Annotated in this window: 19 protein-coding genes; 14 read left to right on the top strand and 5 right to left on the bottom strand. The window is 70.1% G+C overall.

Annotated elements, in window-relative coordinates:
• The 3 genes from A5714_RS20225 to A5714_RS20215 form a co-directional block, all read right to left on the bottom strand.
• The coding region (locus A5714_RS20225) for an acyl-CoA dehydrogenase family protein (protein WP_068288196.1) at nt 1-1490 on the bottom strand (1490 nt) is incomplete at its 3' end.
• Between the two features lie 157 nt (nt 1491-1647).
• Complete coding sequence (locus A5714_RS20220; protein WP_068288193.1) at nt 1648-2286, bottom strand: TetR/AcrR family transcriptional regulator; 639 nt, start codon at nt 2284-2286, stop codon at nt 1648-1650.
• Nucleotides 2287-2326: 40 nt separating this feature from the next.
• On the bottom strand, nt 2327-3169 hold the full coding sequence (locus tag A5714_RS20215) for an aldo/keto reductase (RefSeq protein ID WP_068072024.1): 843 nt from the start codon (nt 3167-3169) through the stop codon (nt 2327-2329).
• A 431-nt stretch (nt 3170-3600) separates the two neighbouring features.
• Between A5714_RS20215 and A5714_RS20210 the strand changes: the two genes are divergently transcribed.
• From A5714_RS20210 to A5714_RS20180, 7 genes are all read left to right on the top strand, one after another.
• Nucleotides 3601-4725, top strand: a complete 1125-nt coding sequence (locus A5714_RS20210; protein ID WP_068072022.1) for an alpha/beta hydrolase — start codon at nt 3601-3603, stop codon at nt 4723-4725.
• Nucleotides 4726-4811: 86 nt separating this feature from the next.
• Nucleotides 4812-5579, top strand: coding sequence for a DsbA family protein (locus A5714_RS20205; protein WP_068072020.1), 768 nt, complete (start codon nt 4812-4814; stop codon nt 5577-5579).
• On the top strand, nt 5576-6199 hold the full coding sequence (locus A5714_RS20200; RefSeq protein ID WP_068072017.1) for a vitamin K epoxide reductase family protein: 624 nt from the start codon (nt 5576-5578) through the stop codon (nt 6197-6199). The genes A5714_RS20205 and A5714_RS20200 overlap by 4 nt, the downstream gene beginning before the upstream one ends.
• Before the next feature lie 10 nt (nt 6200-6209).
• Nucleotides 6210-6764, top strand: a complete 555-nt coding sequence (gene rsmD / locus A5714_RS20195) for a 16S rRNA (guanine(966)-N(2))-methyltransferase RsmD (protein WP_068288190.1) — start codon at nt 6210-6212, stop codon at nt 6762-6764.
• Between the two features lie 63 nt (nt 6765-6827).
• A complete protein-coding gene (gene coaD / locus A5714_RS20190) occupies nt 6828-7310 on the top strand; it encodes a pantetheine-phosphate adenylyltransferase (protein ID WP_068072076.1) in 483 nt (160 codons plus the stop codon).
• Nucleotides 7311-7445: 135 nt separating this feature from the next.
• Nucleotides 7446-8399: an amidohydrolase family protein gene (locus A5714_RS20185; protein WP_068288187.1), complete on the top strand. Its 954-nt coding sequence runs from the start codon at nt 7446-7448 to the stop codon at nt 8397-8399.
• The gene (locus tag A5714_RS20180) at nt 8396-10090 is read left to right on the top strand and encodes a thiamine pyrophosphate-requiring protein (RefSeq protein ID WP_068288185.1); all 1695 of its coding nucleotides are present in this window, start codon (nt 8396-8398) and stop codon (nt 10088-10090) included. Before A5714_RS20185 ends, A5714_RS20180 begins: the two co-directional genes overlap by 4 nt.
• Nucleotides 10091-10154: 64 nt before the next feature.
• On the opposite strand, the gene A5714_RS20175 is transcribed toward A5714_RS20180, so the two are convergent.
• Nucleotides 10155-11321: a permease gene (locus A5714_RS20175; protein WP_082959869.1), complete on the bottom strand. Its 1167-nt coding sequence runs from the start codon at nt 11319-11321 to the stop codon at nt 10155-10157.
• 256 nt (nt 11322-11577) lie between these two features.
• On the opposite strand from A5714_RS20175, the gene sepIVA reads away from it, so the two are divergent.
• The 4 genes from sepIVA to mutM all read left to right on the top strand — a co-directional run bounded on the left by sepIVA (nt 11578) and on the right by mutM (nt 14569).
• Nucleotides 11578-12315 carry a cell division protein SepIVA gene (gene sepIVA / locus A5714_RS20170; RefSeq protein WP_068072009.1) on the top strand — a complete coding sequence of 246 codons (738 nt, stop codon included), beginning with the start codon at nt 11578-11580 and terminating at the stop codon, nt 12313-12315.
• A 65-nt stretch (nt 12316-12380) separates the two neighbouring features.
• Complete coding sequence (locus tag A5714_RS20165; RefSeq protein WP_197513828.1) at nt 12381-12968, top strand: DUF177 domain-containing protein; 588 nt, start codon at nt 12381-12383, stop codon at nt 12966-12968.
• Nucleotides 12965-13678, top strand: coding sequence for a ribonuclease III (gene rnc / locus A5714_RS20160; RefSeq protein ID WP_068072007.1), 714 nt, complete (start codon nt 12965-12967; stop codon nt 13676-13678). The genes A5714_RS20165 and rnc overlap by 4 nt, the downstream gene beginning before the upstream one ends.
• Nucleotides 13679-13693: 15 nt before the next feature.
• Nucleotides 13694-14569 carry a DNA-formamidopyrimidine glycosylase gene (mutM, locus tag A5714_RS20155; protein ID WP_068288183.1) on the top strand — a complete coding sequence of 292 codons (876 nt, stop codon included), beginning with the start codon at nt 13694-13696 and terminating at the stop codon, nt 14567-14569.
• Between the two features lie 3 nt (nt 14570-14572).
• Here mutM and A5714_RS20150 read toward each other — a convergent pair whose 3' ends face one another.
• Nucleotides 14573-15346 carry a PIG-L deacetylase family protein gene (locus A5714_RS20150; RefSeq protein ID WP_068072004.1) on the bottom strand — a complete coding sequence of 258 codons (774 nt, stop codon included), beginning with the start codon at nt 15344-15346 and terminating at the stop codon, nt 14573-14575.
• Nucleotides 15347-15398: 52 nt separating this feature from the next.
• Between A5714_RS20150 and A5714_RS20145 the strand changes: the two genes are divergently transcribed.
• The 3 genes from A5714_RS20145 to smc all read left to right on the top strand — a co-directional run.
• Nucleotides 15399-15824 carry an OsmC family protein gene (locus A5714_RS20145; protein WP_068072002.1) on the top strand — a complete coding sequence of 142 codons (426 nt, stop codon included), beginning with the start codon at nt 15399-15401 and terminating at the stop codon, nt 15822-15824.
• Nucleotides 15799-16104, top strand: a complete 306-nt coding sequence (locus tag A5714_RS20140) for an acylphosphatase (protein WP_068072001.1) — start codon at nt 15799-15801, stop codon at nt 16102-16104. Before A5714_RS20145 ends, A5714_RS20140 begins: the two co-directional genes overlap by 26 nt.
• A gap of 237 nt (nt 16105-16341) precedes the next feature.
• Nucleotides 16342-18918 (top strand): chromosome segregation protein SMC (gene smc / locus A5714_RS20135; RefSeq protein WP_068288180.1); only part of this gene is annotated, 2577 nt, incomplete at its 3' end.

Raw genomic sequence — 18918 nt, 5'->3', positions numbered from 1 at the left:
CTCGCCTGCAGGAGGATCGCCAACCGCTCGACCAGGGTTCGCGCCCGGAATTCCCGCTCGCCGGGATCGACGAGCTCCTTAATCACCGACTCCAGGGTGTCGTCGTAGCGGCGGTCCGCTCCACGGGCGGCTGCGAGCTCGTCGAGGAACGCCTCCACCGTCTCCGGTTCGCGGTCCATGGCGCGCAGGACGTCGAGCGCCGCGACGTTGCCCGAGCCCTCCCAGATCGACACCAGCGGCGCTTCCCGGTACAGCCGCGGCATCCCGGATTCCTCGATGTAGCCGTTTCCGCCAAGGCATTCCAGCGCTTCCGCGCTGTGCGACCCCCACTGCTTGCACAGGTAGTACTTGATGGCCGCCAAGCCGAAACGCCGAAACGCCGCCTCGGCGGCGTCGCCGCGGATCGCCCGATCGACCGCTCCCGCCAGCCGCAACATCACGGTCGTCGCGGCCTCGGATTCCACCGCCAGATCGGCCAGCACGTTCGCCATCGCCGGCTTGTCGACCAGCGGTGAGCCGAAGGCGTTGCGGTGGGTCGCATGGTGCAGCGCCTGCGCCGTGCCGATCCGCATCCCCGCCGCGGCCCACAACGAACAGTCCAACCGCGTCAGGTTCACCATCTCCGCGATAGTGCGCACGCCGCGTCCCTCCGGCCCGACGAGAAGGCCGGCCGCGCCGTCGTATTCGATCTCGGCCGAGGCATTAGAGCGGTTACCGAGCTTGTCCTTCAGGCGTTGCAGGAGAATCGAGTTGCGGGTCCCGTCATCGAGGATGCGGGGGACCAGGAAGCACGACACGCCGGACTCCGTCTGCGCCAACGTGAGGAAGACGTCCGACATGGGCGCCGAGGTGAACCACTTGTGGCCCGTCAGCCGGTAGGTGCCGTCGCAATCTTGGGTCGCCGTGGTGGTGTTGGCCCGCACGTCGGATCCGCCCTGCTTCTCGGTCATCGACATCCCTGCGAGCAGGGCGCGCTTGGCCATGGGCGCGCGCAGCTGCGGATCGTAGTCGGCAACGGTCAGCAGGGGTTCGAACCGGGCGGCGAGCCGGGGGTTCGCCCGTAGCGACGCGATGACGGCATAGTTCATCGACACCGGACACATGTGGCCGAAATCCGTTGCGCTCCAGACCATGAACTTGGCGGCGCGGGCGACGTGCGCGCCGGTCTGCGGCGACGACCATGCCGATCCGCCCAACCCGTGGGCCAAGGCGGTGCCCAACAACTCGTGGTAGGCCGGGTCGTAACCAACCTCGTCGATGCGTACGCCGTAGCGGTCGTGCGTCCGCAGGACGGGTGGGTGCTCGTTGGCGAGGGTGCTCCAGTCCTGGACCCATCGGGTGCCGGCGAGCCGCGCGAGGTCGCGCACTTCGCACTCGGCCCACCCGGCTCCCTCGCGGCGGAGACCTTCGACCAGCACTGGCGAGGTCATGATGTCGCGGTCCACGAGCGGCGGAACCTGGTTGATGACAACGTGAGTGGTGGCGGCCATGGTGACCCCTCCTCATCGACGAACGCGTGGCTTTTCGCAGTCAACGATGACTGTCAACGCCCAACGTACTCACAGTCACCGTTGACTGTCAAGGGTGGTCAAGGAGTAAGCGTCAGTGGAAGGTTCGGTGACGCGGCGCCCGCGGCGGCGGTGACGGCTATGTGGCGGAGCGGGTTCGGCGTCCGGCCGGCGCTGGTTTCCTGGGTGCGGCGGGACCGTCGACCGTGCCCCGCATGACACTGATCCAGCTTTCGACGATCGCGTCGTGATTCTTGCTGCCGAGGGACCCGCTGACGGTGAGCCCACGCAGGAAGTGCACTGTCAGGTCGACCACTGTGGGGTAGCCGGACGCGGCCGTCACCGTCGGGCCGAACAGTTCGTCCATGGCCTGGCGCAGATGAACGGCGGCCGCGCGTTCGTGGGGCAGCAACGCTTGACGCAGCCATCCGTCGGCGCGGGCCGCGGCCCACAGCTCCAGCTCGGTGGCGAACGAGCGCCGGCGGCTCGCGTGGTACAGCACGTGCACGCCCCGGGCGATCGGATCCAGATCCTGGTCGGCTTTGGCGAGTTCGTCGCGGATCGCCTCGATGTTCAGCTCGACCAGGCGCTGCACGGCCGCGGCGAACAGGGCTTCGCTCGTCGGGAAGTGATGCAGCAACGCGCCCCGGCTGACCCCGGCGCGTTCCTGCACCCCCAGAGCGGTGGTCGCCGCGTAGCCGTTGTCGATGAGCAGCCCCACGGCGGCGTTGACGATGCGCGCGTACGTCTGCTGACGCTGCTCTTCCCGTCGGTTCATGCCCGTGGCGCCCCGACTGCGCGCCGGCCCGGCCGGCGCCCTAGCCCTCGAAGGTGTTGGGGTCCGGGCGCAGCCGGGTGCCGTCGTTCAGGCCGTTGATCGCCTCGACGTGCTCCGCGGCCAGCTCGAAGTCGAACACGTCGAGGTTGGCGGCGATGTGCTCGGGGTTGGCCGAGCGGAAGATCACGGAGTTGCCCAACTGCAGGTTCCACCGCAGCAGCACCTGCGACGGCGTCTTGCCGTACTCGCCGGCGACCGACGTCACCGTCGGGTTGTCGTTCAGCTTGCCCAGCACCAGCGGGGTGTAGGACTGGGTGACCACGTTGTGCTCGGCGTTGGTCTTGCGCAGCGCCTCCTGATTGAGCAGCGGGTGCAGCTCCACCTGGTTGACCGCGGGGGTGACGAAGGTCAGGTCGATGACGTCCGTCAGGTGCTCCTCGGTGAAGTTCGAGACACCGATGGACCGCGCCAGCCCGTTGCCCCGGACCTGGATCAGGCCGCCGAAGGAGTTGACGTACTCGCCCTTGGCCGGCGCCGGCCAGTGGACCAGGTAGAGGTCGACGTAGTCCAGGCCGAGCCGTTCGAGGCTTTCCTGGAAGGCCTCCTCGGACCGCTTGAAACCGTGATCGGCCGTGGCCAGCTTGGTGGTGACGAACACTTCGGCGCGCGGGATCCCGGAGGCGGCGATCGCGCGGCCGACGGCGGCCTCGTTGCCGTAGGCCGACGCGGTGTCGATGAGCCGGCAACCCAGCTCGAGCGCCGCCGAGACGGCGCGTTCGGTCTCATCGTCGGAGAGGTCCGCGACCCCCAGGCCGAGCGCCGGGATCGTGTTCTCGTCGTTAAGAGCTATGGACGGTATGGCGGTGCCCGACTCGCCAGTCATCGTCATTCACCTGCCTATGCATTTTGAAGGTCGGGTCTTGCGACCAAGTCGAAGCCCGTCGTCGTGCGGCGAACCCGGCGCCTGCCGATCAGCGCCGCTTGGCGCCGCGACCGGCATCGAGCACATCGAGTCGCTCGCAATCGCGTGGAGGGGTTCACCGACTTGCGGTCCACGATATTACCCAGGGGGTAATTCGCTGTGATCGACACCTGACGCGGCCGCACATTTTCCTGGCGGTCGTCCGGGGCGGCTTCGCTTACCGCGTGCGCGCCGCGCCTGTGGCACTGCAGTAGCGTTGGTCGGGCGGCGCTGCCCCGCCAGTTCCCGCGTGGTCGCCGGCCGTTCGGGAGGCCGCGACGGATCGAGACGACGGCGGGACCGAATAATCGACCGCCGTTGCTGCTCAATACCTGTGTTCAAGGGGGTCGTCCATGACTGCGAGCTCGTCCGCAAGCGTTTCTGCCGCGCCGGCCCCGGGGACCAAGCAGCCGCCGCTGCGGTTGACCAGCCGCCTGCAGCGCACGGCCACCACGGTCGGCGTGAAGGTCATTCCGTGGGTCCCGACCGCGCTGCGGCGGGGCTTGGTGCGCGGCCGGTCGGTCATCATCGACGGCAACACGCTCGACCCCACCCTGCAGGTGATGCTGTCCGGGCTGCGCGCCGTCGGCATCGACGGGCTGGTCGTCGACGACGACCCCCGGGTGTCACGGGATTCGCTGCGCGAAACGAGCGTGAGCATGCCGGGCCCGCAGATCCACGTCGGCGTCGGGGACCTGTCCCTGCCCGGTCCGGCCGGGGAGATCCCCGCGCGCCACTACCGCCCGCCCGGCGGGGACGCCGCGCCCCTGCTGGTCTTCTATCACGGCGGCGGCTGGACGCTGGGCGACCTGGACACCTACGACGCACTGTGCCGGCTGATCTGCCGCGACGCCGGGATCCACGTGCTGTCGATCGACTACCGCCTGGCGCCCGAGCACCCCGCCCCGGCCGCGCTGGAGGACGCCTACGCGGCGTTCACCTGGGCTTACGAGCACGGCGCCGAGCTAGGCGCGGTACCCGGACGGGTGGCGGTCGGCGGGGACAGCGCCGGCGGCAACCTGGCCGCCGTGGTGAGTCAGCGGGCCCGGGACGAGGCCGGCCCGGCCCCGGTGCTGCAGTGGCTGCTCTACCCGCGCACCGACTTCACCGCGCAGGGCCGCTCGCTGACGCTGTTCTCACGCGGCTTCCTGCTGACCAAGCGCGACATCGACTGGTTCACCTCCCAGTACCTGCGGGGCAGCGGCATCGACGCCACCGACCCGCGGGTGTCGCCCGCGCTGGCCGAGTCGCTGGCCGGACTGCCGCCCGCGCTGATCGCCGTCGCGGGTTTCGACCCCCTGCGTGACGAGGGCGAGGCCTACGCGGCGGCGCTGCGGGCCGCGGGCACCGAGGTAGACCTGCGCTACCTGGGCACGTTGACGCACGGCTTCGCCAACCTGTTCAAGCTGGGCGGCGACAGCGCCGTGGCCACGAGTGAACTGATCTCCGCGCTGCGCGCCCACCTGAGCCGGGCCTGACCCGGGCGCCGGTAATCTGAAGGCGCCTCGTCGGATCGCCCCCGTCACCGGCGCGCCGACACCCCGAGCAAGGAGCTGGAGAACCCGTGGCCGACAAATCCAAGCGTCCACCGCGATTCGACATGAAGTCGGCCTCCAACGGGAAGTCCGGCCGGCTGGTGCAGATCGGCGGCACCGCGTTCGTCGTGATCTTCGCGGTCGCGCTGGTCTTCTACATCGTCACGTCGCACCACAAGAAGACCGCCGCCGCCGGTCCGGGCGACTCGGTGCGGGTGACGTCGAGCAAGCTGGTGACCCAGCCGGGCACGTCCAACCCGAAGGCCACCGTCGCCTTCTACGAGGACTTCCTGTGCCCCGCCTGCGGCAACTTCGAGCGCACCTTCGGGCCGACCGTGGGCAAGCTCATCGACATCGGCGCCATCGCCGCCGACTACAACATGGTGTCGATCCTGGACAGCGCCAGGAATCAGAACTACTCGTCGCGGGCCGGCGCCGCCGCGTTGTGCGTGGCCGACGAGAATCTCGATGCGTTCCGCCGGTTCCACTCCGCGCTGTACAGCAGCGACATCCAGCCCAGCGAGACCGGCAAGACGTTCCCGGACAACGCCCGCCTGATCGAGTTGGCGCGCGAAGCCGGTGTCGTCGGCAAGGTGCCGGAATGCATCAACAGCGGCAAGTACCTGTCGAAGGTCACCGGTGAGGCGGCCGCCGCGAAGATCACCGCGACGCCCACCATCAAGATCAACGGCGACGACTACGAGCCGTCCACGCCCGACGCGCTGGTCAGCAAGATCAAGCAGATCGTGGGTGACGTGCCCGGCATCGACGGCGCCGCCGCCCCCGCGGCTGCGTGACCGGTGCGGTGTCGGCGCCCACCGCCGCGTCCGCCGGCGACCTGACTCCCCGCGTTCCCGCGCCGAGCGCCTGGTGGGTGCTGATCGCCGGGGCGGTCGGGCTGGCCGCGTCGATGACGCTGACGGTGGAGAAGATCGACATTCTGCTCAACCCGGCGTACGTACCGTCCTGCAACATCAACCCGATCCTGTCGTGCGGCTCGGTGATGGTCACGCCGCAGGCGTCGCTGCTGGGTTTCCCCAACCCACTGCTGGGGCTCGTCGCCTTCGCCGTGGTGGTCGTCACCGGTCTCCTGGCGGTGACGAAAGTGCCGCTGCCGCACTGGTATTGGGTAGGCCTGACGGTCGGATTGCTGATCGGCGCCGCCTTCGTGCACTGGCTGATCTTTCAGAGCCTGTACCGCATCAACGCGCTGTGCCCGTACTGCATGGTGGTGTGGGTGGTGACCATCTCGCTGCTCGTGGTGGTCGCGTCGATCGCGGCCCGGCCGGTGCTGCCGCAGAGCGGCCCGGTGGCCCTGCTCTACCAGTGGCGCTGGTCGATCGCCGCGTTGTGGTTCACCGCGGTGTTCCTGCTCATCATGGCGCGGTTCTGGGACTATTGGTCCACGCTGCTGTAGGGGTGCGCCGGTGACCCGCATCATCGGCGGTGTCGCCGGCGGCCGACGCCTCGCCGTGCCGGCCCGGGGCACCCGGCCGACCACCGATCGCGTGCGCGAATCGCTGTTCAACATCCTTTCCGCCCGGCTGGATCTGGACGGGCTCGCGGTCCTGGACCTGTACGCCGGGTCGGGCGCCCTGGGGTTGGAGGCGTTGTCGCGCGGGGCCGCCACCGCGGTGTTCGTCGAGTCGGACGCGCGCAGCGCCGCGGTGCTCGCCCGCAACATCGACACCGTCGGGCTGCCCGGGGCGACGCTGCGCCGGGCCGCGGTCGCCGCGGTCGTGGCGGCCGGCGCCGGCGCCGCCGTCGACCTGGTGCTGGCCGACCCGCCGTACGAGCTGGCCGCCGCCGTCGTCGAGGCCGTGCTCGCCGGGCTGCGGGATCACGGCTGGACGCGGGCGGGGACCGTCGCGGTGGTCGAACGGGCGACCTCAAGCCCGCCGCTGACCTGGCCTTCCGACTGGTCGCAATGGCCGCAGCGGGTCTACGGCGACACCCGATTGGAGCTCGCCGAGCGGCTCTGAGGGCCGTGTAACGTCGTCTGTCATGCGTTCAGCCGCAGCTCCGTACCGGCATCGGTGCGCGCCGTGACCGGCGCGGTCTGCCCTGGGTCGTTCGACCCGGTCACGTTGGGCCACATCGACGTCTTCGAACGGGCGTCCGCCCAGTTCGACGAGGTTGTGGTCGCGATCCTGGTCAACCCCGCCAAGAAGGGCATGTTCGACCTCGACGAGCGGATCGCCATGATCAACGAGTCGACGACGCACCTGGACAATCTGCGGGTGGAAGCCGGTCAGGGGCTGGTGGTCGACTTCGTGACCTCCCGCGGCATGACCGCCATCGTCAAGGGCCTGCGCACCGGCACCGACTTCGAATACGAGTTGCAGATGGCCCAGATGAACAAGCACATCGCCGGCGTCGACACCTTCTTCGTCGCCACGGCCCCGCAGTATTCGTTCGTGTCGTCGTCGCTGGCCAAAGAGGTGGCGATGCTCGGTGGCGACGTGTCCCAGCTGCTGCCCGAACCTGTGAATCGACGGATCCGCCAGAGGCGCTCCGAGCGGTCTTGACGGCCGGCCGGCCGTTCGACGCGGAAAGCGTTCTGCGGCAAGCTGGTTGACGAGGCCGACGGCGACCCGGAGTATCCCGGCGCCCAGCGGGTACCCGCCGCTGTCAAGTGGGAGTCGGCGGAAGGGGCACGGCTGGTGAAATACATCGCGCTCGAGGAGGCTTTCTCGATACCGGGGATCGCCGACCCCATGGCCCGGTTGTCGTCGCGGGTGACGCCCTACGTCCAGGACTGGCTGCGCAAGCTGCCCGACTTCACCGAGTACCGGTTACCGGAGATGGACGCGGCCGGCATCGACATCCAGGTGCTGTCGCTGACCGTCCCGGGCCTGCAGGCCGACCTGGATCCGGGCACCGCGCGGGACAACGCCAGGCGCGCCAACGACTATCTGGCGCAAGTGGTTGCCGAGCACCCGAGCCGGTTCCGCGGTTTCGCCGCTCTTCCGTTGCAGGACCCCGCCGCGGCGGTCGCCGAGCTGGAGCGCTGCGTCAACGAGTTGGGCTTCTGCGGGGCGCTGATCAACGATCACCTCGGCGGTCATTACCTCGACGAGCCGCTGTTCGAGCCGGTATGGGAAGCCCTGGAATCCCTTGACGTGCCACTGTATTTGCATCCGGGCGCGCCGCCCGCCGACGACTGGCACGTGCTGAACGGTCACCCGGAGCTCTACGGCGCCATGTGGAGTTGGGCCGCCGAGGTGTCCGGGCACGCGTTGCGGGTGCTGTGCAGCGGCGTGTTCGACCGGCATCCCTCGGCGACACTGATTCTGGGGCACATGGGCGAATTCCTGCCCTACCAGCGCAGCCGCCTGGACTCGCGGTACGCCACCATCAACACCGACTACCGGCTGCAACCTCCGCCGTCGGCGTATCTGGGCACCAACGTCGTGTTCACCACCAGCGGCGTGTTCTCGCCGGCCGCCTTGTTGGGCGCGGTGCTGGAAGTGGGCGCCGACGCCATCATGTTCTCGGTCGACTACCCCTACGAGTCCTCGCGGGAGGCGGTCGACGGGTTCGAGCGCGCGACGCTGCAACCCGATGACCGGGAGAAGATCGCGCACGGCAACGCCGAGCGAATCCTCAAGCTATGACCGGCGATTCGGAGGCCGCCGCCGACCTGGTCGCGCTCCTCGCCGACGAGGGGGTGTCGCACTTCTTCATCAACCCCGGGACCGATTCCGCGCCGCTGCAGGAGGCGTTGGCCGCCGCGCGCGCCGCCGGTTCGCCCAGCCCGCGGGCGGTGTTGTGCGTGCACGAGAGCATCGCGCTAGCGGCCGCCATCGGCCATCACCTGGTCAGCGGGCGGCCGCAGGCCGTAATGGTGCACGTGGATGCGGGCACGCTGAACCTCGGCTGCCAGCTGCACAACGCCCAGCGCAACGGGACACCCGTCGTCATGTTCGCCGGGCGCACGCCCTACAGCGCGGCGCCCGAGGTGCGGGGCCATCGCGACACGTTCATCCATTGGCAGCAGGAGCAACTCGACCAGGCCGCCGTCGTGCGCAACTACGTCAAGTGGCACATGGAGGTTCCGCGCGGCCGCGAGCTGGCCCCGATCGTGCGTCGCGCCTTCCAGGTGACGCAATCCAGCCCGACGGGCCCCGCGTACGTGATGCTGCCCCGGGAGTCCCTCATGGAGGCGGGCGCCGGCGAGCTGCCGCGCCGGCTGCCGCCGGCCGTGCCGCCCGGACCGGATCCCGGCGGCCTGGAGCGGCTGGCGGGCATCCTGGCCGAGGCGGACCGGGTCGTCATCGTCACGTCCCGGACCGCCGCGGACCCGGCGAACGCCACGGTGCTGGCTCGCATTGCCGAGTTGCTGGGTGCGCCGGTGCTCGATCAGGGCGATCGCGCGAATCTGCCGCTGGGGCACCCGCTGCACCTGATGGGCGACCCGTCCCCGTTGCGGACCGCGGACGCGGTGTTGCTCCTGGACTCCGAAGTGCCCTGGGTGCCAACACAACTCGCCCCGCCCGAGCACGCCCGGGTGGTGCAGATCGACGCCGATCCCGTCAAGGCCGGCATGCCGCTGTGGACGTATCCGGTGGAGGTGGCGCTCACCGCCGACACCCGGGCGGCGCTGCCCTTGCTGGAGCAGGCCTTGCGGCGGTTGAGCACCGACGAGTCGCGCGAGCGGTGGGCGGCGCGCCGGCGGGACGCCGAAGCCGACATCGCACAACGCCGCGTGGAGCATGCGCGACGCGCCGCGTCCGACGCGGACGCCGACGCCCCCGACGCCATGCTCGCCGCGCTGAACCGCGCGCTGCCCGAGGACGCGATCGTGGTCGAGGAGGCGGTGACCAATCGGCCCGCCGTGGGCCGGCAGGTGCTCCGGCCGCCGGGACGCTTCTTCGACACTGGCGCACCCGCACTCGGATGGGTGTTGGGCGGCGCGTTCGGTGTGAAGCTGGCTGCTTCCGACGCGCCGGTCGTCGCGATCTGCGGTGACGGCTCCTTCAACTTCAGTGTGCCCACCGCGGCGTTGTGGTCGGCGCACCGTTATCGCGCGCCATTCGTCACGGTGGTGCTGAACAACCATTCCTACTGGGCGTCCAAGCGTCCCGTCATGGACCTCTATCCCGACGGAATCTCCGTGCGCGAGAACGATTTTGCCGAGACCCAGCTGGCGCCGGACACCGATTACGCCGCCCTGGCGGCGGCCTGCGGCGGCAGCGGCCGCGTGGTGCCGTCAGCTGACGACATGGCCGAGGCCGTCGCGTGGGCGCTCGCCGAGGCCGACGCCGGGCGCTGCACGGTGCTCGACGTGCGGCTTCCGCAACCGTAACCGCCGCACGCCGCGCCGTCGATGGTGTGGAGGAGCTCTGCAACCCCGGCGCACAAAGCGCCCGTCAGTGGCACCCGTGCTCGTGCCCGGGATCGGGGGAGCCGCCCATCATCCGCAGCATCGGCGCTGCGCCCGAGGTGACGAAGCGGACGATCAACACTGCCGCGAGGAGAAGAAACGCGATGTTCAACCAGGTGGTGTAATTCCACGACACGGACGCTTCCGTGACCGTGGCATTGCGTTGCCTCGGAATGAGACCCGTTGTGCCGAACAGTAATTCGACGAGGTAACCCGCGCACACCATGGCGGCGTAGAAGGTGCCCAGCAACGTCAGCGCCATCCTGGTGCCGTAGTACTTCCGGTAGATGTTCAGAATCGGCAGTATCAGCAGGTCGGCGTAGATGAACGAGATGACCCCGCCGAAGCTGATGCCACCGTTCCACAACACTGCCGCCAGCGGCACATTGCCTATCGAGCAGACGAAGGACACGATCGCCACCAGCGGTCCGACGATCGGACCCCACAGCGCCGACCATCCGGGATGATCGGCCAAAAAGAAGCTCTGCCAGAAGCTTTCGGGAACCCAAGCCGCGATCGCGCCGGCGATGAGCAAGCCCAGCACCAGGTCGCGCAGGATCGCCAGCCACTCCATGACGAACACGTGTGACACCGACGTGAAGCCCTCCGCCGAGAACAGCCTTCGCCAGAAGGGGCCGTCCTTCTGGATCGACATGTCCATCGCCGCATGGCCTTCCATCGACCCGGCGATGCCCCGGTCGGCCTGCTCCCGGGCCGCGTCGACCAATCGCGACCGCACGAATAACCGGAACAGCACGGCCAGCACCACGATCATCAGCGGCCCTCCGACGAACTCGGCGGCCGTGAACTGCCAGCCCATCAGCAGCGCCAGGATGATCCCCAGCTCCACCACGAGGTTCGTCGAGCCGATCTCAAAGGCCATGGCGGCGGTGAAGTTGGCGCCCTTGCGAAACAGGGACCGCGCCAGCGCCACCGCGGCGTAGGAACACGATGACGACGCCGCGCCCAGACCGGCCGAGATCGCCAGCGTCCGGGGGCGATCGTTGCCGAGCAGGGCCACCACCGTCGACCGTCGCACCACGGCCTGCACCACCGCCGACAGGGCGAAGCCCAGGATCAACGCCCACAGGATCTCCCAGGTCATCGATCCGGCGAGCGCCAAAGCGTGGCCGACCGCTGCCAACACCGTCACAGATCCTCCCTACGCGCTCGAGGGGCGCCGCCTTCTTATCATACCGGGTGGGGGTATGGGAGGCAGGCCAACCGGCTGGGCGACGGGCTCGTGGCCAGGCCGTTGCGCCGCCGCGCTCTCTAGAATGGCGGGATAGCACGGCTTTGCCCGGCGGGAGGGAAAAGCCCGACACACCGGTGTCGCCACCGCTGTCACAGTGATAACACCAGGCACACTGGTAACAACAGATCTTCGCAGACGCCAGGAGGGCATGGCTGTGTACCGAGTCTTTGAAGCGCTCGACGAGTTGAGCGCCATCGTGGAAGAAGCCCGCGGCGTTCCGATGACGGCCGGCTGCGTCGTCCCGCGCGGCGACGTGCTCGAGCTGATCGACGACATCAAGGATGCGATCCCGGGCGAGCTGGACGACGCGCAGGACGTGCTGGACGCGCGCGACTCCATGCTGTCCGACGCCAAGACGCACGCCGATTCCATGGTTTCCTCGGCCACCACCGAGTCCGAGTCGATGCTCAACCACGCCCGCGCGGAGGCGGACCGGTTGCTGTCCGACGCCAAGGCGCAGGCCGACCGGATGGTCAGCGAGGCCCGGCAGCACAGCGAGCGAATGGTCGGCGAGGCGCGCGAGGAGTCCATCCGCATCGCCACGGCGGCCAAAAGGGAGTACGAGGCCGCCGTCGGGCGCGCCCAGGCCGAGGCCGACCGGCTGCTGGAGAACGGCAACATCTCCTACGAGAAGGCCGTCCAGGAGGGCATCAAGGAGCAGCAGCGCCTGGTGTCGCAGAACGAGGTGGTGCAGGCCGCGAACTCCGAGGCCACCCGCCTGATCGACACGGCGCACGCCGAGGCCGACCGGTTGCGCGGCGAATGCGACATCTACGTCGACAACAAGCTGGCCGAGTTCGAGGAGTTTCTCAACGGCACCCTGCGGTCGGTGGGCCGCGGCCGTCACCAACTGCGGACGGCCGCCGGCACGCACGACTACGCCGTGCGCTAGGGACTCCGGGCCGGGGCGGCAGCGGTGCCCTGGCGTTACGCGGTCGGCGCCGTAGGATTTGCCTTATGACGCGGCAGCACAGCACCACCACGCAGCGCCCTGCGGCTTCGCCGATGATCGTCGACATCACCCGGCTCGGGCGGCGCCCCGGCGCCATGGTCACCCTGCGCTACACCGTGCCCAGCCCGTCGCGCATCGGGCTGGACATGATCGCGATCGCGCAGGGCGCCCCCCTGGAGTTGGACCTGCGCCTGGAATCCGTGTCGGAGGGCGTCCTGGTGACCGGCACGGTCACCGCCCCGACCAGTGGCGAGTGCGCGCGCTGCCTGACCGCGGTCGACGGCCGCGTGCAAGTCGCGATCACCGAACTGTTCGCCTACCCGAACAGCACCACCGAAGCGACCACCGAGGACGACGAGGTGGGCCACATCGTCGACGACAAGATCAACCTGGAGCAGTCGATCATCGATGCCGTGGGCCTCGAGCTGCCGTTCTCGCCGACGTGCACGCCGGACTGCCCCGGCCTGTGCCCCGAGTGCGGCGTCGCCCTGGCCGCCGAGCCCGGCCATCAGCACGAGCGCATCGACCCGCGGTGGGCCAAGCTGGCCGACATGTTCAGCCCCGAGGCCGACGGCCCGCGGGGGGAGCGGTGACCTCGCGCCAGGTGTTGCTCGACGCGCTGGGGGTGGGACTGTCCGACGAGTTGCTGTCGCTGGCGTTGACGCACCGCAGCTACGCCTACGAGCACGGTGGACTGCCGACCAACGAGCGCCTGGAATTTCTCGGTGACGCGGTGCTGGGCCTGACGATTACCGACGAGCTCTACCATCGGCACCCCGACCGGACCGAGGGCGACCTGGCCAAGCTGCGCGCCAGCGTGGTCAACACCCAGGCCCTGGCCGACGTCGCCCGCAAGCTTTCCGACGAGGGCCTCGGCGTGCACCTGATGCTGGGCCGCGGGGAGGCGAACACCGGCGGCGCCGACAAATCCAGCATCCTCGCGGACGGGATGGAGTCGCTGCTCGGCGCCATCTACCTCGAACACGGCATCGACACCGCCCGCGAGGTGATCCTGCGGCTGTTCGCCGGGCTGCTGGACGCGGCCCCGACGCTGGGCGCCGGCCTCGACTGGAAGACCAGCCTGCAGGAGCTCACCGCTGCGCGCGGGTTGGGGGCGCCCTCCTACATCGTCACGTCGACCGGGCCGGATCACGATAAGGAGTTCACCGCGGTGGTCGTCGTCATGGACGCCGAGTACGGCTCGGGCGTCGGCCGCTCCAAGAAGGAGGCCGAGCAAAAGGCCGCGGCCGCCACCTGGAAGACGTTGGAAGCGCTCGGCACCGCGGACAAGACGTCGGTCTAGGGTCGCCCGCGCCAGATGCCCGAACTGCCCGAAGTCGAGGTGGTCCGCCGCGGCTTGCAAGGCCGTGTGGTGGGCAAGACGATCACCGCGGTGCGGGTGCACCACCCGCGCGCGGTGCGCCGCCACGAAGCGGGCCCCGCGGACCTCACCGCCCGGTTGCTCGACGCACGCATCACCGGCACCGACCGCAGGGGCAAGTACCTGTGGCTGCTGCTCGACAGCGAGCCGGCGGGGCCGGCACCGGAATCGGACACCGCGCTGGTCGTGCACCTCGGGATGAGCGGGCAGATGCTGCTCGGGGAGGTGCCCCGCGCCGACCACGTCCGCATCTCCGCGCTGCTCGACGACGGCACCGTGCTGAGCTTCTCCGACCAGCGCACCTTCGGCGGGTGGTTGCTGGCAGACCTGGTGACCGTCGACGGCAGCGTGGTTCCGGCGCCGGTCGCGCATATCGCCCGCGATCCGCTGGACCCCCGCTTCGATCGCGACGCGGTGGTAACGGCGTTGCGCGCCAAGCACTCCGAGATCAAGCGGCAGCTGCTCAACCAGGAGGTGGTGTCGGGCATCGGCAACATCTACGCCGACGAGGCGCTGTGGCGAGCCAAGGTCAACGGAGCCCGCATCGCCGCCGCCCTGAGCCGACGCCAATTGGCGGCGGTCCTGGACGCCGCCGTCGAGGTGATGAGCGACGCATTGGCCCAAGGAGGAACGTCCTTCGACTCGTTGTACGTCAACGTCAACGGGGAGTCCGGCTACTTCGACCGCTCGCTCAACGTCTACGGCCGCGAGGGCCAGAACTGCTACCGCTGCGGCGCCGTGATCCGCCGGGAGAAGTTCATGAATCGGTCATCGTTCTACTGCCCGAAATGTCAACCGCGCCCGCGTGTTTGAGCGTCAGTCGAAGATGTCGCGGCGCGTGGCGCCCGCGGGTAAAGTCGGGTCGACGAACCACTCGCGGCCGAACAGCATGCCGAACACCTGCGGGGGCAGCCGCAGCAGCACGTCGAAGGCACGCGCGGCGACCCCCGTCGTCCCGATCTGAGAGCGGTGTGCACCGAAGGCGTCCCGCTTTTGACGGGCGAACCGGAACACGTTGATCCGATGCGTGATGGTCGCCCGAGGCGCGTAGACCGTGCGCACGATGTCGGCGGGATACGGGCCGGACAGGCCCACCAGCCCGGCGAGATCGCTGATCCAGCACAGTAATTCGCGGGGCATGGTCGCTTCCAGCAGTCTCGGTGTCGCCGCGAGTTGGGCGGCCCGCTTTCCGACGTGGTGCACCTGGACGTGATCGCGATGACCGTAACCGCCGTTGGGCTGGTAGCTCAGCAACAAATCGGCATCCTCCTCGCGCAGGATCTGGGCGAGCCGTCCCGCCGCCTCCTCGAGATCGGCCCGCCCGAACCGCACCCGGCCTGGCGGGTCGGGGTAGAACGCGGGGCCGTATCCGCTGTCGGCATAACCCAGGCATTCCACTCGTTGAGCACCCAGAATGCTTGCGCTGGAATGTAATTCGCCGATACGGCCATTGTCCCCCTCGTGGACGCGGCCGTCGGTCGCCGCGACGACAACCACCCGGTGCCCGGCCGCCGCGGCCCGGGCCAGCGTGCCGCCGGTGAGCACCACCTCGTCATCCGGGTGGGCGTGAAACGCGATGACGGTGGCCATACGTGCAGTATGCCCAGTGCGTCGACGCCGCGCGGCCCGGTAGAAATGACCCATGACCGATTTGTGGGTAGAGCGCACCGGAACTCGCCGCTATACGGGTCGCAGCTCCCGTGGGGCGCAGGTGCTCATCGGCTCGGAGGACGTCGACGGCGTGTTCACTCCCGGCGAGCTGTTGAAGATCGCGCTCGCCGCGTGCAGCGGGCTCTCGAGCGACCTGCCGCTGGCGCGCCGGCTCGGCGAGGACTATCCGGCGGTGATCAGGGTGTCCGGCGCCGCCGACCGTGAGCAGGAACGCTATCCGCGGCTCGAGGAGACCCTCGAGCTCGACCTCTCCGCGCTGTCGCCGCAGGAGCGGGAACGCCTGCTCGTCGTCGTGAATCGGGCAATTGAGCAGGTCTGCACCGTGGGTCGCACGCTCACCTCCGGAACCGACGTCAGCTTCGAGGTCGCCGATGTCGGCTCCCGCGTCGGGTCCTGACGCCCGCCTCACCGCCTGGGTGCACGGCGCCGTGCAGGGCGTGGGTTTCCGCTGGTGGACGCGGTGCCGCGCGCTCGAGCTGGGCCTCACCGGTTACGCGGCCAACCAGGCCGACGGCCGCGTCCTCGTCGTCGCGCGGGGTCCGCGGGAGGCGGGGGAGAAGCTGCTGGCGCTGCTGGAAGGCGGCGAGGCGTGGCCGCCGAGGCCGGGCCGCGTCGACAAAGTGGTGGCGGACTGGTCGCCGCCCGGGGACCCGTTCGACGGGTTCGTCGAGCGCTGAGCCCGCACCGGCTGCCACCCCAGTCACAGTGGCACCAACTTCGGCCCCGATGTGTCAATTGCGAATCCGCTAGCGCCGGCGCTAGCGGATTGGGAAAGGTATCAGCACCCCAGAATCCGTGACTGATGGGGCTGCTGTGACCCCTGCGTCGAGCCTCAGTCACCGGCCGGTTTTCGACAGCTTCGACACCCCGCAGTGCGGCTGGCCCCAGCGATTTCAGCGGTAGTCTGGCTCGCCATGTACCTCAAGAGTCTGACGCTGAAGGGCTTCAAGTCCTTCGCTTCGCCGACGACTCTGCGGTTCGAACCGGGCATCACCGCGGTGGTCGGGCCCAACGGGTCGGGCAAATCCAACGTGGTCGACGCCCTGGCGTGGGTGATGGGGGAACAGGGCGCCAAGACCCTGCGCGGCGGCAAGATGGAAGACGTCATTTTCGCCGGCACCTCCTCGCGCGCCCCGCTGGGCCGGGCCGAGGTCACCGTGACCATCGACAATTCCGACAACGCGCTGCCGATCGAATACTCCGAGGTGTCGATCACCAGGCGGATGTTCCGCGACGGCGCCAGCGAATACGAAATCAACGGCAGCGGTTGCCGTTTGATGGACGTGCAGGAATTGCTGAGCGACTCCGGCATCGGCCGCGAGATGCACGTGATCGTCGGGCAGGGCAAGCTCGACGAGATCTTGCAGTCGCGTCCCGAAGATCGCCGCGCGTTCATCGAGGAAGCCGCGGGCGTCCTCAAGCACCGCAAGCGCAAGGAAAAGGCGCTCCGCAAACTCGACTCCATGCAGGCGAACCTGGCCCGCCTGACCGACCTCACCACCGAACTGCGCCGCCAGCTCAAGCCGTTGGGCCGCCAGGCCGAGGTGGCCCGTCGCGCGCAGACCATCCAGGCCGACCTGCGCGACGCCCGGCTGCGGCTGGCCGCCGACGACCTGGTCAACCGGCAGACCGAACGGGACGCCATTTTTGAGGCCGAGACCGCCATGCGCCGCGAGCACGAGCAGGCCGCCGCCCGGCTGGCCGTCGCGTCCGCGGAGCTGACCGAACACGAGGCGGCGGTGGCCGAGCTGTCGGCGCGGGCGGAGTCGGTGCAGCACAGCTGGTTCGCGCTGTCGGCGCTGTCCGAGCGCGTCGCCGCCACGGTCCGCATCGCCAACGAGCGCGCCCAGCACCTCGACGTGGAACCGCCGGCTCGCCGCGACACTGACCCGGACGCCCTGGAGGCCGAGGCCGAGCGCGTCGGCGTCGCCGAGCAGCAGCTGGTGGCGGAGCTGGCCGGCGCCCGCAGCCGCCTGGAGGCCGCCCGCGCCGACTTGGCCGAGCGCGAGCGCGAGGCCGCCGAGGCCGACCGCGCGCATCTGGCCGCCGTGCGCGCCGAGGCCGACCGGCGCGAGGGTCTGGCGCGGCTGGCCGGCCAGGTGGAGACCATGCGCGCCCGCGTCGAGTCGATCGACGACAGCGTCGCCCGCCTGTCCGAACGCATCGAACGGGCCGCCGCCCGCGCCCAACAGGCGCGCGCGGAATTCGAGACCGTGCAGGGCCGCGTCGGGGAGCTCGACCAGGGCGAGATGGGGCTCGACGAGCACCACGAGCGCACGGTGTCGGCGCTGCGGTTGGCCGACCAGCGCGTCGCCGAACTGCAGTCCGCCGAGCGCGACGCCGAACGCCAGGTGGCGTCCCTGCGGGCCCGCATCGAGGCGCTGTCGATGGGCCTCGAGCGCAAGGACGGCGCGGCTTGGCTCACCGAAAACCATTCGGGCGGTGGGCTTTTGGGGCCGGTCGCCAAGCTGGTCAAGGTCCGGCCCGGCTACGAGGCGGCGCTGGCCGCGGTGCTGGGCGCGGCGGCCGACGCGCTGGCCGCCGAGACGTTCGGCGCGGCCCGGTCCGCGGTCGCCGCCCTGAAGCAGGCCGACGGCGGCCGCGCGGCGCTGGTCCTGGGCGACTGGCCGGTGCACGACCCCGCGGCGCAGGGTGCGCCGCCCGCCGGCGCGCACTGGGCGCTGGACCTGATCGAGGCGCCGGCCCGGCTGCGCGGGGCGGTCACGGCCATGCTGTCCGGCGTCGCGGTCGTCGACGACCTGGACCAGGCGCTGGCGCTGATCGGCGCGCAGCCCCGCCTGCGCGCGGTCACCCTCGACGGCGACCTGGTGGGCGCGGGCTGGGTGAGCGGCGGCTCCGACCGCAAGCTGTCCACGCTGGAGGTCGCGTCCGCGATCGATAAGGCCAGCGCCGAGTTGGCCGCCGCCGAGGCGCAGGTCGCCCAGCTCAGCGCGGCGCTCTCCGGCGCGCTGACCGAGCAGGCCGCCCGCCAGGACTCGGCGGAGCAGGCGCTGGCCGCCCTCAACGAGTCCGACACCGAGATCTCGGCGATGTACGAGCAGCTCGGCCGGCTCGGGCAGGAGGCCCGCACGTCGCACGACGAGTGGAACGCGCTGCTGCGGCAGCGCGAGGAGCTGGAGGCCAGCCGCGCCCAGACCGTCGACGAGGTCACCGCGCTGGAGACCCGGCTGCGCAACGCGCAGGACACCGAGCACGTCCAGGCCGAGGAGCCGACCCACGCCGAGGTGCGCCAGCGGATCGCCGCGGCCGCCGATGCCGCCCGCGGCGTGGAGGTGGAGGCGCGGCTGGCGGTGCGCACCGCGGAGGAACGCGCCAACGCGGTGCGCGGCCGGGCGGATTCGCTGCGCCGCGCGGCCGTCGCGGAGCGCGAGGCCCGGCTGCGCGCCCAGCAGGCGCGCTGGCCGCGGCTGGGCGCGGCGGCCGACGGCGCTGGCCTTATCGATCGCGGACGCGACCTCCAGCGTGGACAG

Origin of the sequence: Mycobacterium sp. E2462, from assembly GCF_001672685.1 — a bacterium.
Taxonomy (GTDB): Bacteria; Actinomycetota; Actinomycetes; order Mycobacteriales; family Mycobacteriaceae; genus Mycobacterium.
Note: the sequence above shows the minus strand (reverse complement) of the source record. Positions and strands in the feature narration are given on the sequence as shown.